The sequence below is a fragment of the Mucilaginibacter gotjawali genome (assembly GCF_002355435.1).
In the GTDB taxonomy this organism is placed as follows: domain Bacteria; phylum Bacteroidota; class Bacteroidia; order Sphingobacteriales; family Sphingobacteriaceae; genus Mucilaginibacter; species Mucilaginibacter gotjawali.
Genome location: NZ_AP017313.1, coordinates 5544886 through 5562348, shown reverse-complemented (window position 1 = coordinate 5562348; position 17463 = coordinate 5544886). Strand labels below are relative to the sequence as shown.

The following is a 17463-nucleotide window of genomic DNA, read 5'->3' as shown; positions in this document are numbered from 1 at the left end:
TTCTTACGAATGTTAAATTCACATTTTATTATTTAAATTTATTTTTTGTTATAAACCGGTAATACCTCATTATTAAACTAAATTATGCGACGGCATTTGTACTTGTTGTTGATTTTGTGCGCTGCAAGCATTTTGGGCATGTTCTGGGCCTGCAATCATCCCTCAAATATTGATGAGCAGATGCCGGATGTGGTAAGCTATAATTTCAACATCCGCCCCATACTTTCAGATAAATGCTATAAATGCCATGGGCCGGATGCCAGCAAACGCCAGGCCGGATTGAGGCTGGATATGCCCGAAAGTGCCTTTAAAGCATTAAAGGATGATCCCAATGCGCATGTACTGGTACCGGGCAGCCCGGCAATGTCCGAACTGTTCAGGAGGGTATCTACCAATGATACCACCGAAATGATGCCGCCGGCAAACTCAAACCTGAAGCGGCTAACGCCACACGAGGTTGACCTGGTAAAAAAATGGATCAAACAGGGCGCTAAATTTGAAAAGCATTGGGCATTCGTCCCCCCAAAAGTCGTCCCCCTGCCTGAAGTTAAGGATAAAGCCTGGCCAAAAACCCCGATAGATAATTTCATTCTTCAGAAACAGGAGCAATATGGTTTGAAACCTAATCCGGAAGCGGATAAGGAGCGCCTGCTAAAGCGCGTAAGCTTCGACCTTACAGGTTTACCACCCAGCCTGGACATGATGGACAGGTTTTTGGCTGATAAAAGCAGCGATGCTTACGGGAAAGTGGTTGACGAACTGATGAAAAGCCCGGCTTATGGCGAGAAAATGACTTTGCATTGGCTGGATGTGGCGCGATACGCCGACTCGCACGGTTACCAGGATGACAATTACCGCACACAATGGCCATGGAGGGATTGGGTGATCCATGCATTTAATGAGAATTTGCCTTATGATAAATTTATCACCTGGCAATTGGCGGGCGACCTGATGCCCAATGCCACCAAAGAACAATTACTGGCAACTGGCTTTAACAGGAACCACAAGATTACAGAAGAAGGTGGTGTGATTAATGAGGAATACCGCGTAGCTTATGTAACCGACCGTACCAACACCTTTGGTAAAGCGCTGCTGGGGGTTACCATTGAGTGTGCCCATTGTCACGACCATAAATACGACCCTTTTTCGCAAAAGGAATATTACCAGCTGTTTGCTTTTTTTAACCAGGTGAAGGAACCCGGCATACAAAGCACCGTTGGCGGCCCTGAGACTTATGCAAAAAGGCCGATGATGCAGGTGACCAATGATGATGTAAAAGGCATCCTGAAATTTGTAAATAAGCAGGATACCGGTAAGCTCATTGTATCTGTAATGGGCGACAGTGAGGTTTACCGTAAAACCTATGTTTTAAAGCGCGGCAATTATGACACCCATGGTGATGAAGTGCAGCCCGGTACGCCAAAAGCTATATTACCATTTGACAGCAGCCTCCCTAAAAACAGGCTGGGTTTGGCGGAGTGGTTATTCAGCCGGAAGAACCCCCTTGCGGCCCGGGCTTTTGTAAACCAAACCTGGCAGGAGTTTTTTGGTAAAGGGATCGTTAAAAGTTCTGGAGATTTTGGGATGCAGGGCGATTTGCCATCGCACCCGGAATTATTGGACTGGCTTTCGGTTGATTTTATGGACCACGGCTGGGATATCAAAAGGCTGGTAAAACAACTGGTGATGTCGGCAACTTACCGGCAATCGGCAGTAGTAAGCCCCGATAAATTAAAGATCGATCCGGATAATACCTACCTGGCCCGTGGCCCGCGTTCAAGGCTGCCGGCCGAATTTGTAAGGGATATGGTATTGGCCAGCAGCGGGATCCTGAACAAGACGATTGGCGGCCCCAGTGTAAACCCTTACCAGCCGGCGGGCTTATGGGAAAACGCTACTTCCGGCCGGGGGATACTGGCGAATTACAGGCAGGTGCATGGCCCGAATTTGTACCGGCGGGGAATGTACACGCTGATCAAACGCACGGTTCCACCGGTTGAGATGGCCATTTTTGATGCCAGCAACCGCGATCAATGCGAAGTAAAAAGGCTAAGAACAAATACGCCTTTACAAGCCTTGCTAATGGAAAACGACCCAACTGTGCTGGAAGCGGCAAGAGTTTTAGCCACCAAACTATTACAGGAAAAAAGCACTTCAAAGGAAAAAGTATACAAAGCGTTTCGCTTGATCATCTGCCGTAAACCAAACGATAAGGAGCAGGCGATACTGGATAGTTATTATAACGAGGAACTAAAAGCAATGGATTTGCAAACGGCCGGGAAAGTGCTGAACGTGGGCGAATATCCCTTGCCGGACAATTTAAATAAAGTTAACCTGGCGGCGATGATGAAAGTGGTGGATGCTATTTATAACTTAGAAGAAGCGATTACAAAAACCTGATCTATGGAAAAAGATTTTTTAGAGCATCGCCTCAATATTAACAGGCGGCGTTTTTTATCAAGGTTGAGTTTAGGCCTGGGCAGTATGGCGCTTGGCTCTTTGCTGATCCCTGATCTTTTCAGCGGGATAGGGTCAGACAGTGAGGCTGATTTTGTGCCGGGGATCCCCAACTTTGCTCCTAAAGCTAAACGGGTGATCTATCTTTTTCAGGATGGGGCGCCCTCACAGCTGGAGTCTTTTGATTATAAACCGAAATTGCGGGAGATGATGGGGCAGGAGTTGCCGCCATCCGTTCGGGGTAGCCAGATTTTAACAGGGATGACCGCTAACCAAAAATCTTTTCCGCTAATAGGCTCTTTTTATGATTTTAAGCAATATGGCGAATCAAAAGCGTGGGTGAGTGACCTGTTTCCGCATATTGGTAAAATTGCGGATGATATTTGTATCATCCGGTCGATGTATACCGAGGCGATCAACCATGACCCCGCCTTAACATTTTTCCAAACAGGCGCGCAACAGGGTAACCGCCCCAGCATGGGCTCATGGGTGAGCTATGGCCTGGGTAGCGAGAATAAAAACCTGCCTGCTTTTACTGTCTTACTGTCAAAAGGTAAGGGCAACGGGCAGGGCGTATATTCAAAACTTTGGAGTAATGGCTTTTTGGATTCAATTCACCAGGGGGTACAGTTTAGCAGCGGCGAAAATCCGGTTTTATACCTGAATGACCAGGACGGGATTGACCGCCGCGACCGCCGCAAGATGCTGGATAAACTGGCCGAACTGAATGACATATCCTATAAAGAATTTGGCGATCCGGAGATCAGCACCAAGATCCAGCAATACGAAATGGCCTACAGGATGCAATCGGCAGTGCCTGAGATTATGGATGTATCCAAAGAGCCGGATGATATTGTAAAAATGTACGGTCCGGATTGTTTGGTGCCGGGTACCTATGCAGCTAATTGTTTGCTGGCGCGCAAACTTTCGGAGAACGGTGTGCGCTTTGTGCAATTGTATCACCAGGGATGGGACCAGCACAGCAACCTGCCGCAGGAAATGGCCGGACAGGCCAAAGATGTTGACCAGGCCTCCGCAGCGCTGGTAACCGACCTGAAACAACGCGGCCTGCTTGATGAAACGCTGGTGATTTGGGGCGGCGAATTTGGCCGGACCAATTACAGCCAGGGCAAACTGGAAAAAGCCAACTACGGCCGCGACCATCACCCGCGCTGTTTCAGCATTTGGATGGCTGGCGGCGGCATTAAGCCGGGTTTAGTTTATGGCGAATCGGATGAGTTTGGGTATAATATTATTAAGGATCCGGTGCATGTGCATGATTTTCATGCAACGATATTGAACCAGTTGGGTATCGACCATAAAAAATTAACCTTTAAAAGCCAGGGCCGCAGGTACCGTTTAACGGATGTGGCGGGGAATGTGGTAAAGGGAATATTAGTCTGAACACGATTTTTAGGATTTTATGGATTAGCAGGATTTTTTTTAATCGGCGGCGATCCGTAAAACCTATCATAAATAGTTCAGGCAACAGGAATCATAAAAATCTTTAAAATCATAAAAATCGTGTCATGGAAAGAAGAAAATTCATCAAACAAACAGCGGCTTTTTCGGCAGCATTTTTTATTACGAAGGATTTGCTGGCAAAAAACGACGGACCGGTGTATGGACACGGCAATATGCGTTACCGGATGGATACCGCCTGGGCAAAAGCCGACCCGATGAAAAACCCGGTAAATGATTGCCATGAGATGGTGCAGGATTCGAAAGGCAGGATTTTGCTGTTAACTAACGAGACAAAGAACAATGTGCTCATCTTCAATAAATCGGGTAAGCTGCTGGATACCTGGGGGCATGAATTCCCGGGCGCACATGGCTTGACTTTGGTAAATGAAAATGGTACGGAGTTTCTATTTATAACAGATACCGTAAAACACCAGGTGTATAAAACCACCATGGATGGCCGCATTTTGATGACCATTGATGTGCCGCTTGAAACCGGCAGATACAAAAAAGCGGAGGAATTTATCCCTACCGAAACCACGATTGACACCAACGGCGATATTTTTATTGCGGACGGTTACGGTGCACAATATACCATGCATTATGATAAAAATGGCAAGCTGATCAATTTTTGGGGTGGCAGGGGCGATGGCGACGAACATTTTGATAACGCTCACGGGATACTGATAGACCGCAGGCAGGCTACACCCACGCTTTTAATTACCGACCGCACACGGAATTGTTTTAAACGGTTCAGCCTGGATGGTAAATTGATAGAGATCATCAAGTTGCCGGGGGCCTGCGTTTGCCGGCCGGTAATAAAAGGCGATCATTTATACGCCGCCGTATTACGTTCGCCTGATTTAAACCACGAAAACTCTGGCTTTACCACCATTTTGGACAAGAATAATAAGGTCGTATCCAATTTAGGTGGCACCGAACCGGTTTACAAGGATGGCGTACTGCAGCCTATGGCCCAGGCCGAAAAGATATTTTTAAACCCCCATGATGTTTGTGTGGATGACGACGAGAATTTGTATGTGGCGCAGTGGGCATCGGGCAAGGTGTATCCTTATAAATTTACCAGGGTGTAATACGCGAATTTGGCTAAAGCCATTGCGGGTTTGATGGTAACCCGTTGGCTAAAGCCAACGGCAATGAATTGAAAATAAATTCATTGCCGTCCCTTTTAAGGGACGGATAAAGTGAAAAGCAGGTAGAGGCTTTCGCCACAATAATGCGAAGGATATTTGATGAGACTTTAAAAAATACGCCAGAATTTAAGTTATAACTATTAGATGATAAAAACCCGCTACCAAGGTTTTGCTGAAAACCTGTTATTCGCCCTGAACATATTTATCATCTTTTTCCTGTTATTTGGCGGTGGCATAGTCATTCCGCAATGGCTCCAGCCGGTGGGCAGGATACATCCGCTCATTATCCATTTTCCCATAGTTGTATTGATTATGGCGATGGTGCTGGAATTTTTCAGGTTTAAAGAAAGATTCAGCACAGAAAAATTATACCAGGAGTTTACCACCTACTTATGGCTAACCGGCGCTTTGTTTGCTGGCTTAACGGCAATTATGGGCCTGTTTTTATCGAAGGAGCAAGGCTATGACGGCGACACCGTACAGTGGCACAAATGGTTTGGCGTTATAGTTGTTTTTGTTTCGACATTGATTTACTGGTGCAGGAGCAAGGGATGGTATAACCAAAAAATTGCAAGGTCGGGGGCCGTTGCGGTGGTGCTTTGCCTTGTGGTTGCCGGGCATTACGGTGCTGACATCACCCACGGCGAAAATTTTATTTTGGCCCCGGTTTGGCATCCGGAAAAGAAACTGGTACCGATTGATAAAGCGTTGGTTTTTAGGGATGTGGTTGAACCGATATTCGAAGACAAATGTAATAGCTGCCATAACCCTAATAAAACCAAAGGTGGGCTGCGGCTGACGGATGAAAAAGCGTTGCTAAAAGGTGGCAAAGATGGCAAACTGTTTGTTGCCGGCCAGCCGCAATTGAGTTTGCTGCTGCAGCGCATCCATATGCCCGATGGTGAGAAGAAACACATGCCACCATCCGGCAAACCCCAGTTAACCACTGATGAAATGAATCTGCTGTACCTGTGGATAAAGGAAAACGCTGATTTTAAAAAGAAGGTGATTGATTTGCCGGCCAGTGATTCTTTACGGATAATTGCCGCAAACTATTTAAAACCGGCGGAAGAAACGGAAGAGCAATTTGATTTCGCGGCGGCGGATGACAAAACCATCAAACAGCTCAACAATAATTACCGGGTAATCTATCCATGGGCGCAAAATTCACCGGCACTTGGCGTTAATATCTATAACAAAAAAACCTATCAGCCAAAAATGCTGGAGGAATTGAGTGGCATAAAGATGCAGGTGGTATCACTTGATTTGAACAAAATGCCTGTAACAGATGCGGAACTGAAAACGATTGCCGGGTTTGAAAATTTGCGGATATTAAATCTCAACTTTACCGATGTTACGGGCGCCAATCTAAAAGTATTATCATCGCTCAAGTACCTGAGAACGCTTTCATTGGCCGGCACAAAATTAGATTTGCAAGGTATTAAAGCGATCTCTGATCTTAAAACCCTAACCAAAGTAGCCTTATGGGATACGGGCCTGCCTGAAAATGAAATTGCCGGTCTGCAAAAAAGTAACCCCAAAATCGATTTTATAAAAGGGTTTAAGGACGATGGCAAGCCGATCAGGCTCAATGATCCCCAGGTAAAAAATACAGCTTTTGTGATCACCAAACCGGTAGCGCTTGAACTGGTGCACCCTATAAAGGGGGTAGACATCCGATATACGACGGACGGAACTGACCCGGATAGCGTGAAATCAATGCTTTATAAACCAGGGGTAATCATCGCCCAAAATACAAACATCAAAGCAAAAGCCTATAAACCGGGCTGGTATGGGAGCGACGTTTTACAGGTAAACTTTTATAAAAGCACCTATACGCCTGATAGCATCAGTTTTATAGCCGGGCCGAATGAAAAATACAGTGGCGATGGGGCAAAAACGTTGATTGATAAGGACCTTGGAGGTAACAACTTTGGCAATGGGAAATGGATCGGCTCGCAAAAAGACCTGGTGGTTTATATGCAGTTTAAACAACCTGTCGATCTGCATACCGTTACGCTGAACTGCATGCGGAATATGGGCAGCCAGATTTTTTTACCCATCGGGATAGAAGTTTGGGGCGGAGCGGATGCAGCTCACCTGAAATTGCTGAGCACAGTGAAACCGCCGGCACCTCAGAAAAATGATCCGTTTACATTGAAGGGTATGGAATGTAAACTGGCTGCATCGGGGAAATTATCCTGCTTAAAAATTATAGCCAAACCGATACAAAACCTGCCGGTTTGGGACCCGGTAAAAAAGCAGCCGGGATGGGTGTTTTTGGATGAGATATTTTTGAATTAGGGAGCCCAGCCCAACCCTCTCAGGTAGGGAGGGCTTTAGAAAGTTTATTTTATAGTTTAACTAAAATAAAAAAGTCTCCCCTACCGGGGGAGATTATTCGTGTCATTATTTGTTTTTTATTAGCACTCATGAGTGCTACGCAAATTATAGGGGGCTTATGGAAACAACTACATACGATGCCATCGTCATCGGCTCAGGTATCAGTGGCGGATGGGCGGCCAAGGAATTATGCGACCTGGGGGTGAAAACCCTGGTGCTTGAACGCGGCCGCAATGTTGAACATATTAAGGATTACCCCACGGCGATGAAAGATCCCTGGGATTTTGAGCACCGGTTACAGGAGCCATCGAAGATCCTCGAAGAAAACCCGGTAGTGGGTAAGTGCTATGCTTTTGACGAAGCAACACAGCATTTTTTTGTGAAGGACAAGGAACATCCCTACATCCAGGAAAAACCATTCGATTGGATCCGGGGCTACCAGGTAGGTGGGAAATCCATCACCTGGGGTCGGGCCTGCCAGCGCTGGAGCGACTTTGAGTTTTCGGCGCCGCAGCGATATGGTTATGCTATCGACTGGCCCATTCGGTATGAAGATATTGCGCCATGGTATTCGCATGTGGAAAAGTTCGCGGGTATTTGCGGCGGCAAGGATGGGCTCGAGGCGCTGCCCGATGGCGAGTACCTGCCGCCCTTTGAAATGAGTTGTGTTGAACAGGACATTCAGCGTAAAATAAGTGCCCGTTATAAAGACAGGTTTATGGTGCGTACCCGCTGGGCGCAGCTGACCAGTCCGCAGGAGATCCACAAACAACAGGGACGCGACCATTGTTATGCCCGCGACCTTTGTTACCGGGGCTGCCCCTTTGGCGGCTATTTTAGCTCAGTTTCGTCCACATTGCCATGGGCCAAAAAAACGGGTAATCTTACTGTTAGGCCGCATTCAGTAGTGCATTCCATTATTTATGATGAGCAAAAAGGAAAGGTAACGGGTGTTAAAATCATAGATGCCATTACCAAACAGGAAGTTACTTACTATGCTAGGGTGATATTTTTAAACGCGGCCTGTTTAAACAGTAATTTGATTTTACTCAATTCCAAATCGCACCGCTTTCCTAATGGACTGGGGAATGACAATGGCCTGCTGGGCAAATTTATGGCCTTCCAGAATTACCGGGCGAGCGTGGGAGGGACGGTTGACGGTTTTGAGGACAGATACTACTTCGGTCGTAACCCAACCAATCCTATTATAGCCAATTACCGCAACCTGCACAAACAGGATACCGATTACCTGGGCGGGTTTTTAACTTTTGTGTTTTCTGGTCGGGGTCCGGCTTATAAAGAAGGTGGGGATGGTATTGGTGCAATTTATAAAGACGCCATCACCGAACCGGGGCCATGGTATGCAGGGATGTTTATGCAGGGCGAAACCATTCCCAAAGAAGCCAATCATGTCCGCCTGAGTACCGACCAGGTAGACCCCTGGGGTATCCCGCAGTTGATCACTTCTATTGGTTATGATGATAACGACGATAAAATGGTGGCCGATTTTTTAACGCAAAGCGCCGAAATGCTGGAGGTTGCAGGTGTAAAAAAAATCACCAAAAAGGATACGCACCAGGCGCCGGGTTTGGACATCCACGAAATGGGTGGCTGCCGGATGGGGAACGATCCCAAAACATCCCTACTCAACAAATGGAACCAGATGCACCTTTGCAATAACGTTTTTGTAACTGATGGGGCGTGTATGACGAGTACCGGCAATCAAAGCCCTTCGATTTTGTACATGGCCTTTGCGGCCAGGGCGGCGCATCACGCGGTAGAGGAGATGAAGAAGGGGAATATTTGAGCCGATTTAACGTTGATCTGTTTAATTACCCTGACAGGCCCTATAGCAATGAAAATTAGTGTTTTGAATATCGTTGGTGCTGTCCTTTTACTATTGGCGTTAACTAACCCGACCAAAAAGAAATTAGAGGAACATCTGGGAAAAATTAACGAGTTTGAAACAGTAACGGAATCACATGATTACTTTTCTGTCTCCGCAGGGTCTCTCGCAGAGGACCCTGCGCTGGATATACATCAAATTTCGATCAATCGAACCAGTATTTCCGGTAATCATATATGTTTACGAATGGATGCGAAATGCCTGTTTCGTAAAATGCAGCACTGCTATGCGGGTAATCTGTAAATTCCTGGCAAAGCCGCCATTTGCCTGTAACCGGGTTATGACAAATATAATCCAGCTTTTGGTACAAGAAATCAATTGTAAAAGCCGGTTTCGCATCAAACGAGGGCTCAAATACTTTATGTAATTGGCCTTTAATACGCTCTTTTTCAGTACATGCCGCTGCCAACAAATTCAACACATCTGTACGCTGCTGATCATTCAGCCGCTTTACCAGGTCGTGAGCCATAAACCTTTTGGCGTTGGCTATGATGATATTTAAATTCACATTAAGGTTGGAGAAATAAAGCAGTGCGTGAACATGATTGGGCATGATGAGGAACCCTGTTGTTTTAATCTGGTATTTGTCGTCGATTAGTTTCAGCCATTTCTAAACCAGGTCATAGGAGTCGGTTAACTCAAATAGAGGCAGCCAGTCGTGGCGGGTAAAGGTGACAAACCAGGTATCTTCGATTATTTCATGCCGGGTGCCGATCATGGTTTAAAAATAAGCAATTTCCTCCACCTGGTACGCGGCGCAGGGTCCTCTGCGAGAGACCCTGCGGGGACGGAAAGGTAGTACAGGTTCACGATTAAAGTATTAAGTGATTGAATGTACTATTAACGCGGCGAATAAAATATGATCTGCGTCATTTTCTTCGCGGCAAAATTGAAGCGAATGTAGCAGTGGCAATTAGCTATCCGTCAGCGGCGCGTATAATAGTTTGCTGGTTGATCAAGTATTTTCCCGTTGGGTCTTCTGCGGGGACGAAAATTCCTCCGCAGCAAATACGGGCTTTATTTCACCATCATTTAATGCTTTCGTTATAATCAAAACCTTGCAAATAGGAGATCTTCCATTTGCCATCCACTTTTACCACCCTAAAAGGGTAGGAAAAATCTTTCCAGCTTTGATCTGTACCGGGATCAAGTTTACCCCAGTTCCATTTCAATTCTCCTTTATCATCATCAATTTTTACAATTTCAACCGCTACTTTATCCCACGATAGGTTATCCTGGCACGAACACCAAGGGCTCGCATCATTAGCAAAATTAAATGTCGGGAGTTCATAAACATTCCACTTCCCGAACTCGTTGTTTTTTATTTTTTTGTCGAGTGTATGGATAATATGGTCATAGTTATCTATGAACTCGTCAGCGAAAAATTCTGTTTTCCTTAGCTTCTCAAGGTTCAGCTTTTCCTTATCAAAATCAAATCCAACACAAATGCTGTCTTTGCTTAAAGCCGGGAGCAATTCAATTGCACCTTTAGTGCCGGCCCATTTAAGCATCTGCCTGGTAAGCGCCTGGATCTCCTCTTTGTTTTTATTACTATCAGTGAATTTTACCTCTTCAGTTCCAGTTCTTGCCGCAACTTTTGCTTTAACAGCCGCGTCTGTTTTTTTTTGATTGTTAGATTTAATATTAGAATTGCATCCGAACAAAATCAATCCGACGCCTAAGTTTAAAAGTATTTTATAGTTCATATTAGTTTATTGCTGATTGCGCGCTTTTATTCTATAATGCACATTAACCTTTGTATTTTTTACCGCTTGAGACGCGGCATGCTTTATTTAGTAAAGCCATCAACCTCGCTGTCCGAAGTGTCCTACTACGGATAACTATGGCTGGAGACTATTTCTTCACTACTACCACATCCATGGGCATTTTGGTCAGTTACAAATTGCAACTAACTCATTTCAATGCTTTGGAGGCCTTTGCCTATTCCAACAGTCCGATTTTTTTGGATAATTTCCCATATCCATATCTATAATTTCGAATTTCTACTGCTTTAATTTTCAGATGTACGAAAATATCGTACATCTGAAAATAATATCGAATAATGAAGTTGAATTTCCAATGTCGAAATTTAACTTCATTATTCGATATTCAGCATTCGATATTCAAATCACCCGGCCCACCCCTCTCTATCCAAACTCCTGAAATTGATGGCTTCTGCCAAATGCTCCAGTTGGAGAGGAACTTATTAGCCGCGCCATGATAATTACAATATATCTTGCAGTTCGCATAGGGTTAAATTATTTATTTCTGCTTATTATCGGCACTATCAACGCGACGATGGTAAGTATCGGAGCAATCTTTAACGATAGGTTCGAAAATATTATTTTGTTCGTCTTTCGGCAAAGCAAAATCATCGATATATTGCTGCCTGGTCAGCCGCTTCATTATCATATCTACCGAACAGGTACTATAATCAACCACTAATTGGGGATGTTTTTTGTCTTTTGAACTCAAGCCGTTTATGTAGATCTTTAAGAGTTTTTCCCTATCCTTTTCGGTCCATTTGTTATTTTCAACCCGACTGCTGAGACGGTACATATTGGCGTCGTGCCAGATTAAATTATAAGCGCCAAACAGGATCATAAAGATCGAACCAAACTTTCCCAATTTACCCCATGATTTGAGTAAATTATCAACTCTCAATGCCTGCTCTGCCGTTTTATATTTTGGTTTATAAAACTTAAAGGTAAGCAGGAAGGCAAAGATGCCGACCATAAGAAAAACAGCCCCATTGATGTAGGGCAGGTAATTTATGATTGAACCATTTGGTTTATCGAGCAGGTAAATCGCCAATACCGATCCGAGAAAGATCGCGGTAAAAATTATTACAATTCGTTTGTTTTTATTGAGTTCCATTTTGCTGCTCTTTTAAGATTAGTTTTTAATACACTACCCCGCCCATCCCTCTCTATCCAAACTCCTGAAATATACAACTCCCGCCATCAACTCTCATTTGGTCGTACCTGCCGCATATGGATACAAATCCTTATTGTCTGCAAACTGATACCATCCGCCTTTTATAAAGTAGTAGGTCTCCTTGCCTAAAATACTTGCAGGGAAATTGCCCCCAATTGGTTTTTTAAAGGTTTTATGATTTTTGGGATTGTACATATTGATAAAACTATTATACAAATCCTGTTTGATGCTGTAAAAAACATTCCGGTTTGTATCAAAACTCAAAGTAGTTTGGTTGTTGTAATTATAATCTGCCGCGGGATCGCGTTTTGAATTACGGGCATCATGGACATCCACAATAAGTTTGTAAGTCTTATTATTAACGCCTTCCAGCGCGACAATTTTTATGTTATAATTTTCTTGTCCGTCGCCTGATTCCCCTGTTAATAATCTTTGCGCGTGCAGAGATTCACACAGTTTGTTATTACTGACGCATAAAAGCATTATATCTTGGGCACCGATACCCGAACCTCCCCTGACGGCATATTTGATCTCCAGGAATTGTTTGTTTAAGATGCGCGTTTCAACCGGCACTCCCCAGAAATCATAATCGGTTATGGTATCCTTTAAGCAGCTAATTCTTAAAATATGCCTGAAGTAATCCGGCACCAAATGAACCTGTTGAACTTTACCATCCATGGACCTGAGTGTAAACTTCTTTGCATCTTTTTTACTGTCGTTATCCTCTTTTGTTTTTACAAAATCCTGGGCATTCGCTGTTAATCTAAACAGCGCTAATGTGAAGAAGAGAACTATGATTATCCTATGTCTCATCGTTTCATTTTACTTACCTGGTCCACAGTGTCCCACTACGGATAACTATGCCCGGAGACTATGTCTCCACTACTACCACATCCGTGGGCATCCTGGTCAGTTACAAATTGTAACTAACTCATCCCAGCACTTTGAAGGCCTATGCATGTTCCAACTGTCTGATTTTTTCGGACAATTTCCCATATCTCTATCTATAACTTCGAATTTTTACTACTTTAAATTTCAGCTGTACGATATTTTCGTACAGCTGAAAACAATATCGAATAATGAATTTCGAATGTCCAACGCCGAAGTATCACTTCGACATTCATTACCTGCCAGCCGGCAGGCAGGTTCAAAATTCGGTGTTCATTATTCAAACCTACCCCGCCCAGCCCTCTCTGTCCAAACTCCTGAAATGGATAGCCTCCGCCAAATGCTCCAGTTGGATTTCTTCGCTGCCGGCTAGGTCGGCGATGGTGCGGGCAACTTTTAAAATGCGATCGTATGCACGGGCGGACAGGCCGAGTTTTTCCATGGCTTTTTTGAGGAGGTTTTGGCCGGCAGGGGTAATTTTGCAGATGTCGCGCACCATTTGGGGGCTCATCTGGGCGTTGGCATGCAGGTCTGGCCGGCTGCCAAAGCGTTCGGCCTGGATCTCGCGGGCTTTAATCACCCGGTCGCGGATAAGTTCGCTTTTTTCGGCGAGGCGGTCGCTGGCCAGTTCGTTAAAGTTTACCGGGGTAACTTCTACGTGCAGATCGATGCGGTCAAGTAAGGGCCCTGAGATCTTGCTCAAATATTTTTGCACTACGCCCGGCGGGCATACGCATTCCTTCTCGGGGTGGTTAAAATAGCCGCAGGGACAGGGGTTCATACTTGCGACAAGCATAAATGAGCTGGGGTAATCGACAGTAAACTTGGCGCGGGAAATGGTTACCCGGCGTTCTTCCAGCGGCTGGCGCATTACCTCGAGGGCGCTGCGTTTAAATTCAGGCAGTTCATCCAGAAACAATACGCCGTTATGGGCCAGCGAGATTTCGCCGGGCTGGGGGTTGCTGCCTCCGCCTACCAGGGCCACATCCCTTGAATATCTTTTGTTTCCGTCTGATTTACAGTTATATTTGACACAAAATACTTCAATATGGCTAAAAATAAGCTTAAAACACTGCCAAATCATTTGGGAATTTACATAAGAGTTTCGACACAACAGCAAGCTAACGAAGGAATTTCTACACATGAACAGAGAGAGAGCGGAATTAGTAAAGCAAATTTACTAGGATGGACTTATACCATCTATGATGATTCTGCTCAAAGCGGTTCGATTAGCTATTTAGACCGACCTGGTATGAGACAACTTATGTTGGACGTTGATGCTGGAAAATTAGGCGGAATGTTTTCAGTTGATATAGATAGATGGAGTAGGGACGGAAAATATGAAGAACCTCAAATAATCATATCAATTTTCAAATCTTCAGGAATCAAAATATTTACGCCTTCGGGTGAATTAAATTTACAAGATCCAAATATTGAATTCATGTCAAGAATTCAAGGTTTAACAAGTTCCTATTACCGGATACAAACTCAAATAAAAATAAAAAGAGCACTTGTGCAAAGTGCGAAAGAGGGCAACGCTGGCGGAGGTCCGCTTTTGCCCTATGGTTATAAAAAGGTAAAAAAACTGTTGGTTATAAATCCAGAAGAAGCGAAGGTAGTTGAGTTAATATTTAAAATGTATATAGATGGAAAAGGAACGTTTGTGATTGCTGACTATTTAAACATGAACAAGATACCAACAAGACGAAACCTAATTCAGAATGGCCAAATGACAATAAAAAGAGGTGAAAGGAGAAAAGCAAATGGAGAGGTTATTCCGGAAGGGAAAGTGATTAAATCAGGCGATGACTTTAGGTGGCGAGATAAAACTGTTTTAGGAATGTTGAAAAATCCAATTTATAAGGGGCAGAGAAGATACCGAGAATTGACTGTGGAATCCCCCATCATTATAGATCCAATAGTTTTCGATACTGTTCAAAATTTGATAGAAGACAAAAAACACTTTAGAGAAGCCCCATATAGCAAGAGCGGGGCAACGGTAAATAAGTTTCTTTTGAAAGGATTAATTAAATGTGGTCAGTGTGGGCAGTCCTTTTATGGTAAAAAAGAATTGATATAAAAAGAGACAACGCTTATTGTTGTTTAAGTCAAAGATATAAAGGGAAATTCTGTGGGACAAACGGCATTTCTATTGAATATTTGGATGATTTAGTTTGGAGTGAAGTAAAAAAAATAAAGCAAAATGTTTTAGAATATTTTAAAAATATGGAGGAAGGTGACGACATAAAAACCTTTAAAGATTTGCTACATAAGAGTGAGAAAGAAATTGAAGAATTGAATAAAAACCTATTAAATTTAAATCGACGCTACAATGAGGGGAAGTTGACTGATATTGAATATAATCCATTAAGAATGGAGTATCTAAATGAATTATCTCACAATCAGGGTAATAAAGACCACTTCCTAAGCAAATTAAATTCGTTGCACCAAAAAGAGTCAGTATTACAAGTAATAGAGAACTTTACGGAAAAAATCAAAGATACGTCTCTTAATTTCGAGGAAAAGCAATCAATAATTAGAGCTTTAATTAGTGGAATTAAAATAACCCCGAAACATGCGATTTATATTCGATACAAACTTGATAAGCTAACTGATGTTCTTTTGGATAAAGAATATGAGATTGGATATAAACCTAATGGGCATAGGATAGGAATAGTCGGAGAACGATTGTTAATCGGTCAAATAAATCACAAGCACGCGGAAACTGGTCACACTTATAACTCAATTTATCACGTGCGAAAGGATGAATAATCGATATTATGCACTTTTTAACTGGCCGAGTTTTGGTTGACAGTAGGTTGGAAAACAAAAATTTTCGTTGTCAAACCACGCTATTGCTATTCCTCTATCAACACATAGATAATCTTGAAGCCAATTTATTTCAGTAGGCTCATAGGGATACACCAAACATAGTGTTGAGTTCTTTAATATATCTTCGGAATATCTGAACCGATATTCATATAGTTGACTTAAACCTTTACGAGTTTGGCTTAACAGATTTTCTGAATGAACGCTTTTTACCTCAAATAAGAATCCTGTATCGGCGGATAATTCCGCATATAAATCAATATGTTCATTTTCCTTTGGTGTAGCGCCCAGTTTCCTTAAATGTTCATCTAATTGCGACATAAGAATCTTATGTTGCAAGTTGCTTTTTTGCCGTTTAACACGTGTGACCTCCGGGTCTGCCAACACACTTTTTCGATAAGCACCCTCATTGCTGTAAGAAGGTTCTGACCCTCTTTCACGCAATGGATATTTAAATACTATTGCCTTATTATCAGCAACTAATTCATCTGTTTCATTTGCTGAAATTGAAATAGGAATAGCATTGCCCTGAATTATTTCACCTGCTACCTCTTGAACTAGATCAGACGGTAGTTGAACTACCCCATCGAAATATTTAGACCATTCACCACCGCCTATCGCATTTTGAAGGTCATTATGCGTTTGTATCGAATCAAATTTGTCAAATTGCAGGTCGATTGAACTCACCAATGTCAATAATTTTACAAGACGAGCTTCATCTGCCGGTGAATACGCTGGCCTTAAATATATCCACCCATTTGTAACCTCAATTAAATCGGTGTGGTTAAGGATATGAAGTCTACGCTCGAAGCCCGGTATTGGAGGAATATCATTCTTTCTAATACCATTTAATAGGGTAACTACATCTTCAATATCTGGAGAGGCACTTCTGTTTATTCTACTATCATTACACAGAATGGAAATTTCGTCTACGGATACTCTCGGATGTAGAGAATCAATTCCGTTAATAATCGAATCAGCTATTAATGCTTTACATATTAATCTAAAAGGAGATAAATGTATTCCATTTTGGATAAACATTAATGTCCGTTCACTTGCATTATTTTGTAACCTTACGTTATTAGTCGAAAAGCTCGCCCCATTGCCATTTGGAAATTGAAACATTGACAATTGTAAAATCATGAAAGCAGAAACATTAGGCTCTTCCCCTATAAGAAATCGCTTGGCTGTTTCACTTAAACGTAAAATCCATTTTCCGCTTTCTTTTTCCAAACGGTATAAACCTAAGTAGGCGGGATATGCACTTATCTCATCCCGATATTTAGATGGGTCTCTCGCTACAATTGAAGCTCTTGGGCTAATTGATTTAAAACTTTCTTCGATGGCTGACCTATCGAATGGTAATCCGTCAAAGCGTGCAAATACACTGGCTATTTCAATTAATTTTAACGGCCAGTCATCACTACTAGAATGTATTTTATGACTGAAAAGATCCTTGATTAACATTTAGATATGATAGGTCTAGTA

The 17463-nt window shown here is 43.2% G+C and carries 12 protein-coding genes and 1 pseudogene; 7 read left to right on the top strand and 6 right to left on the bottom strand.

Annotated features, from left to right (window positions below; all coding sequences use genetic code 11):
• The first annotated feature begins 84 nt into the window (after window positions 1-84).
• The 5 genes from MgSA37_RS24620 (at window position 85) to MgSA37_RS24600 (ending at window position 9222) form a co-directional block, all read left to right on the top strand.
• Window positions 85-2400, top strand: a complete 2316-nt coding sequence (locus tag MgSA37_RS24620; RefSeq protein WP_096355980.1) for a PSD1 and planctomycete cytochrome C domain-containing protein — start codon at window positions 85-87, stop codon at window positions 2398-2400.
• A gap of 3 nt (window positions 2401-2403) precedes the next feature.
• Window positions 2404-3861: a DUF1501 domain-containing protein gene (locus MgSA37_RS24615; RefSeq protein ID WP_096355978.1), complete on the top strand. Its 1458-nt coding sequence runs from the start codon at window positions 2404-2406 to the stop codon at window positions 3859-3861.
• A 125-nt stretch (window positions 3862-3986) separates the two neighbouring features.
• Complete coding sequence (locus MgSA37_RS24610) at window positions 3987-5012, top strand: 6-bladed beta-propeller (protein WP_096355976.1); 1026 nt, start codon at window positions 3987-3989, stop codon at window positions 5010-5012.
• Between the two features lie 204 nt (window positions 5013-5216).
• Window positions 5217-7376: a c-type cytochrome domain-containing protein gene (locus MgSA37_RS24605; protein ID WP_096355974.1), complete on the top strand. Its 2160-nt coding sequence runs from the start codon at window positions 5217-5219 to the stop codon at window positions 7374-7376.
• A 157-nt stretch (window positions 7377-7533) separates the two neighbouring features.
• Window positions 7534-9222 (top strand): GMC oxidoreductase, encoded by a 1689-nt coding sequence (locus MgSA37_RS24600; protein ID WP_096355972.1) that lies wholly within the window; start codon window positions 7534-7536, stop codon window positions 9220-9222.
• A gap of 244 nt (window positions 9223-9466) precedes the next feature.
• On the opposite strand, the gene MgSA37_RS24595 is transcribed toward MgSA37_RS24600, so the two are convergent.
• From MgSA37_RS24595 to MgSA37_RS24575, 5 genes and pseudogenes are all read right to left on the bottom strand, one after another.
• Window positions 9467-9874: a hypothetical protein gene (locus MgSA37_RS24595; protein ID WP_096355970.1), complete on the bottom strand. Its 408-nt coding sequence runs from the start codon at window positions 9872-9874 to the stop codon at window positions 9467-9469.
• Window positions 9875-10349: 475 nt separating this feature from the next.
• On the bottom strand, window positions 10350-11027 hold the full coding sequence (locus MgSA37_RS24590; protein WP_096355968.1) for a hypothetical protein: 678 nt from the start codon (window positions 11025-11027) through the stop codon (window positions 10350-10352).
• 556 nt (window positions 11028-11583) lie between these two features.
• The gene (locus MgSA37_RS24585; RefSeq protein WP_096355966.1) at window positions 11584-12198 is read right to left on the bottom strand and encodes an MFS transporter; all 615 of its coding nucleotides are present in this window, start codon (window positions 12196-12198) and stop codon (window positions 11584-11586) included.
• 93 nt (window positions 12199-12291) lie between these two features.
• Window positions 12292-13071 (bottom strand): hypothetical protein, encoded by a 780-nt coding sequence (locus tag MgSA37_RS24580; RefSeq protein WP_157750721.1) that lies wholly within the window; start codon window positions 13069-13071, stop codon window positions 12292-12294.
• A 361-nt stretch (window positions 13072-13432) separates the two neighbouring features.
• Window positions 13433-14134 (bottom strand): annotated as a pseudogene (locus MgSA37_RS24575) (YifB family Mg chelatase-like AAA ATPase); the annotation flags it as partial.
• 60 nt (window positions 14135-14194) lie between these two features.
• Here MgSA37_RS24575 and MgSA37_RS24570 point away from each other — a divergent pair.
• Both MgSA37_RS24570 and MgSA37_RS24565 read left to right on the top strand, forming a co-directional pair.
• Window positions 14195-15226, top strand: coding sequence for a recombinase family protein (locus MgSA37_RS24570; protein ID WP_096355962.1), 1032 nt, complete (start codon window positions 14195-14197; stop codon window positions 15224-15226).
• Window positions 15227-15306: 80 nt separating this feature from the next.
• Window positions 15307-15918: a hypothetical protein gene (locus MgSA37_RS24565; protein WP_096355960.1), complete on the top strand. Its 612-nt coding sequence runs from the start codon at window positions 15307-15309 to the stop codon at window positions 15916-15918.
• Between the two features lie 6 nt (window positions 15919-15924).
• Here the strand turns inward: MgSA37_RS24565 and MgSA37_RS24560 are convergent, their stop codons facing one another.
• A complete protein-coding gene (locus tag MgSA37_RS24560; RefSeq protein WP_096355958.1) occupies window positions 15925-17442 on the bottom strand; it encodes a hypothetical protein in 1518 nt (505 codons plus the stop codon).
• Between the last annotated feature and the right edge of the window lie 21 nt (window positions 17443-17463).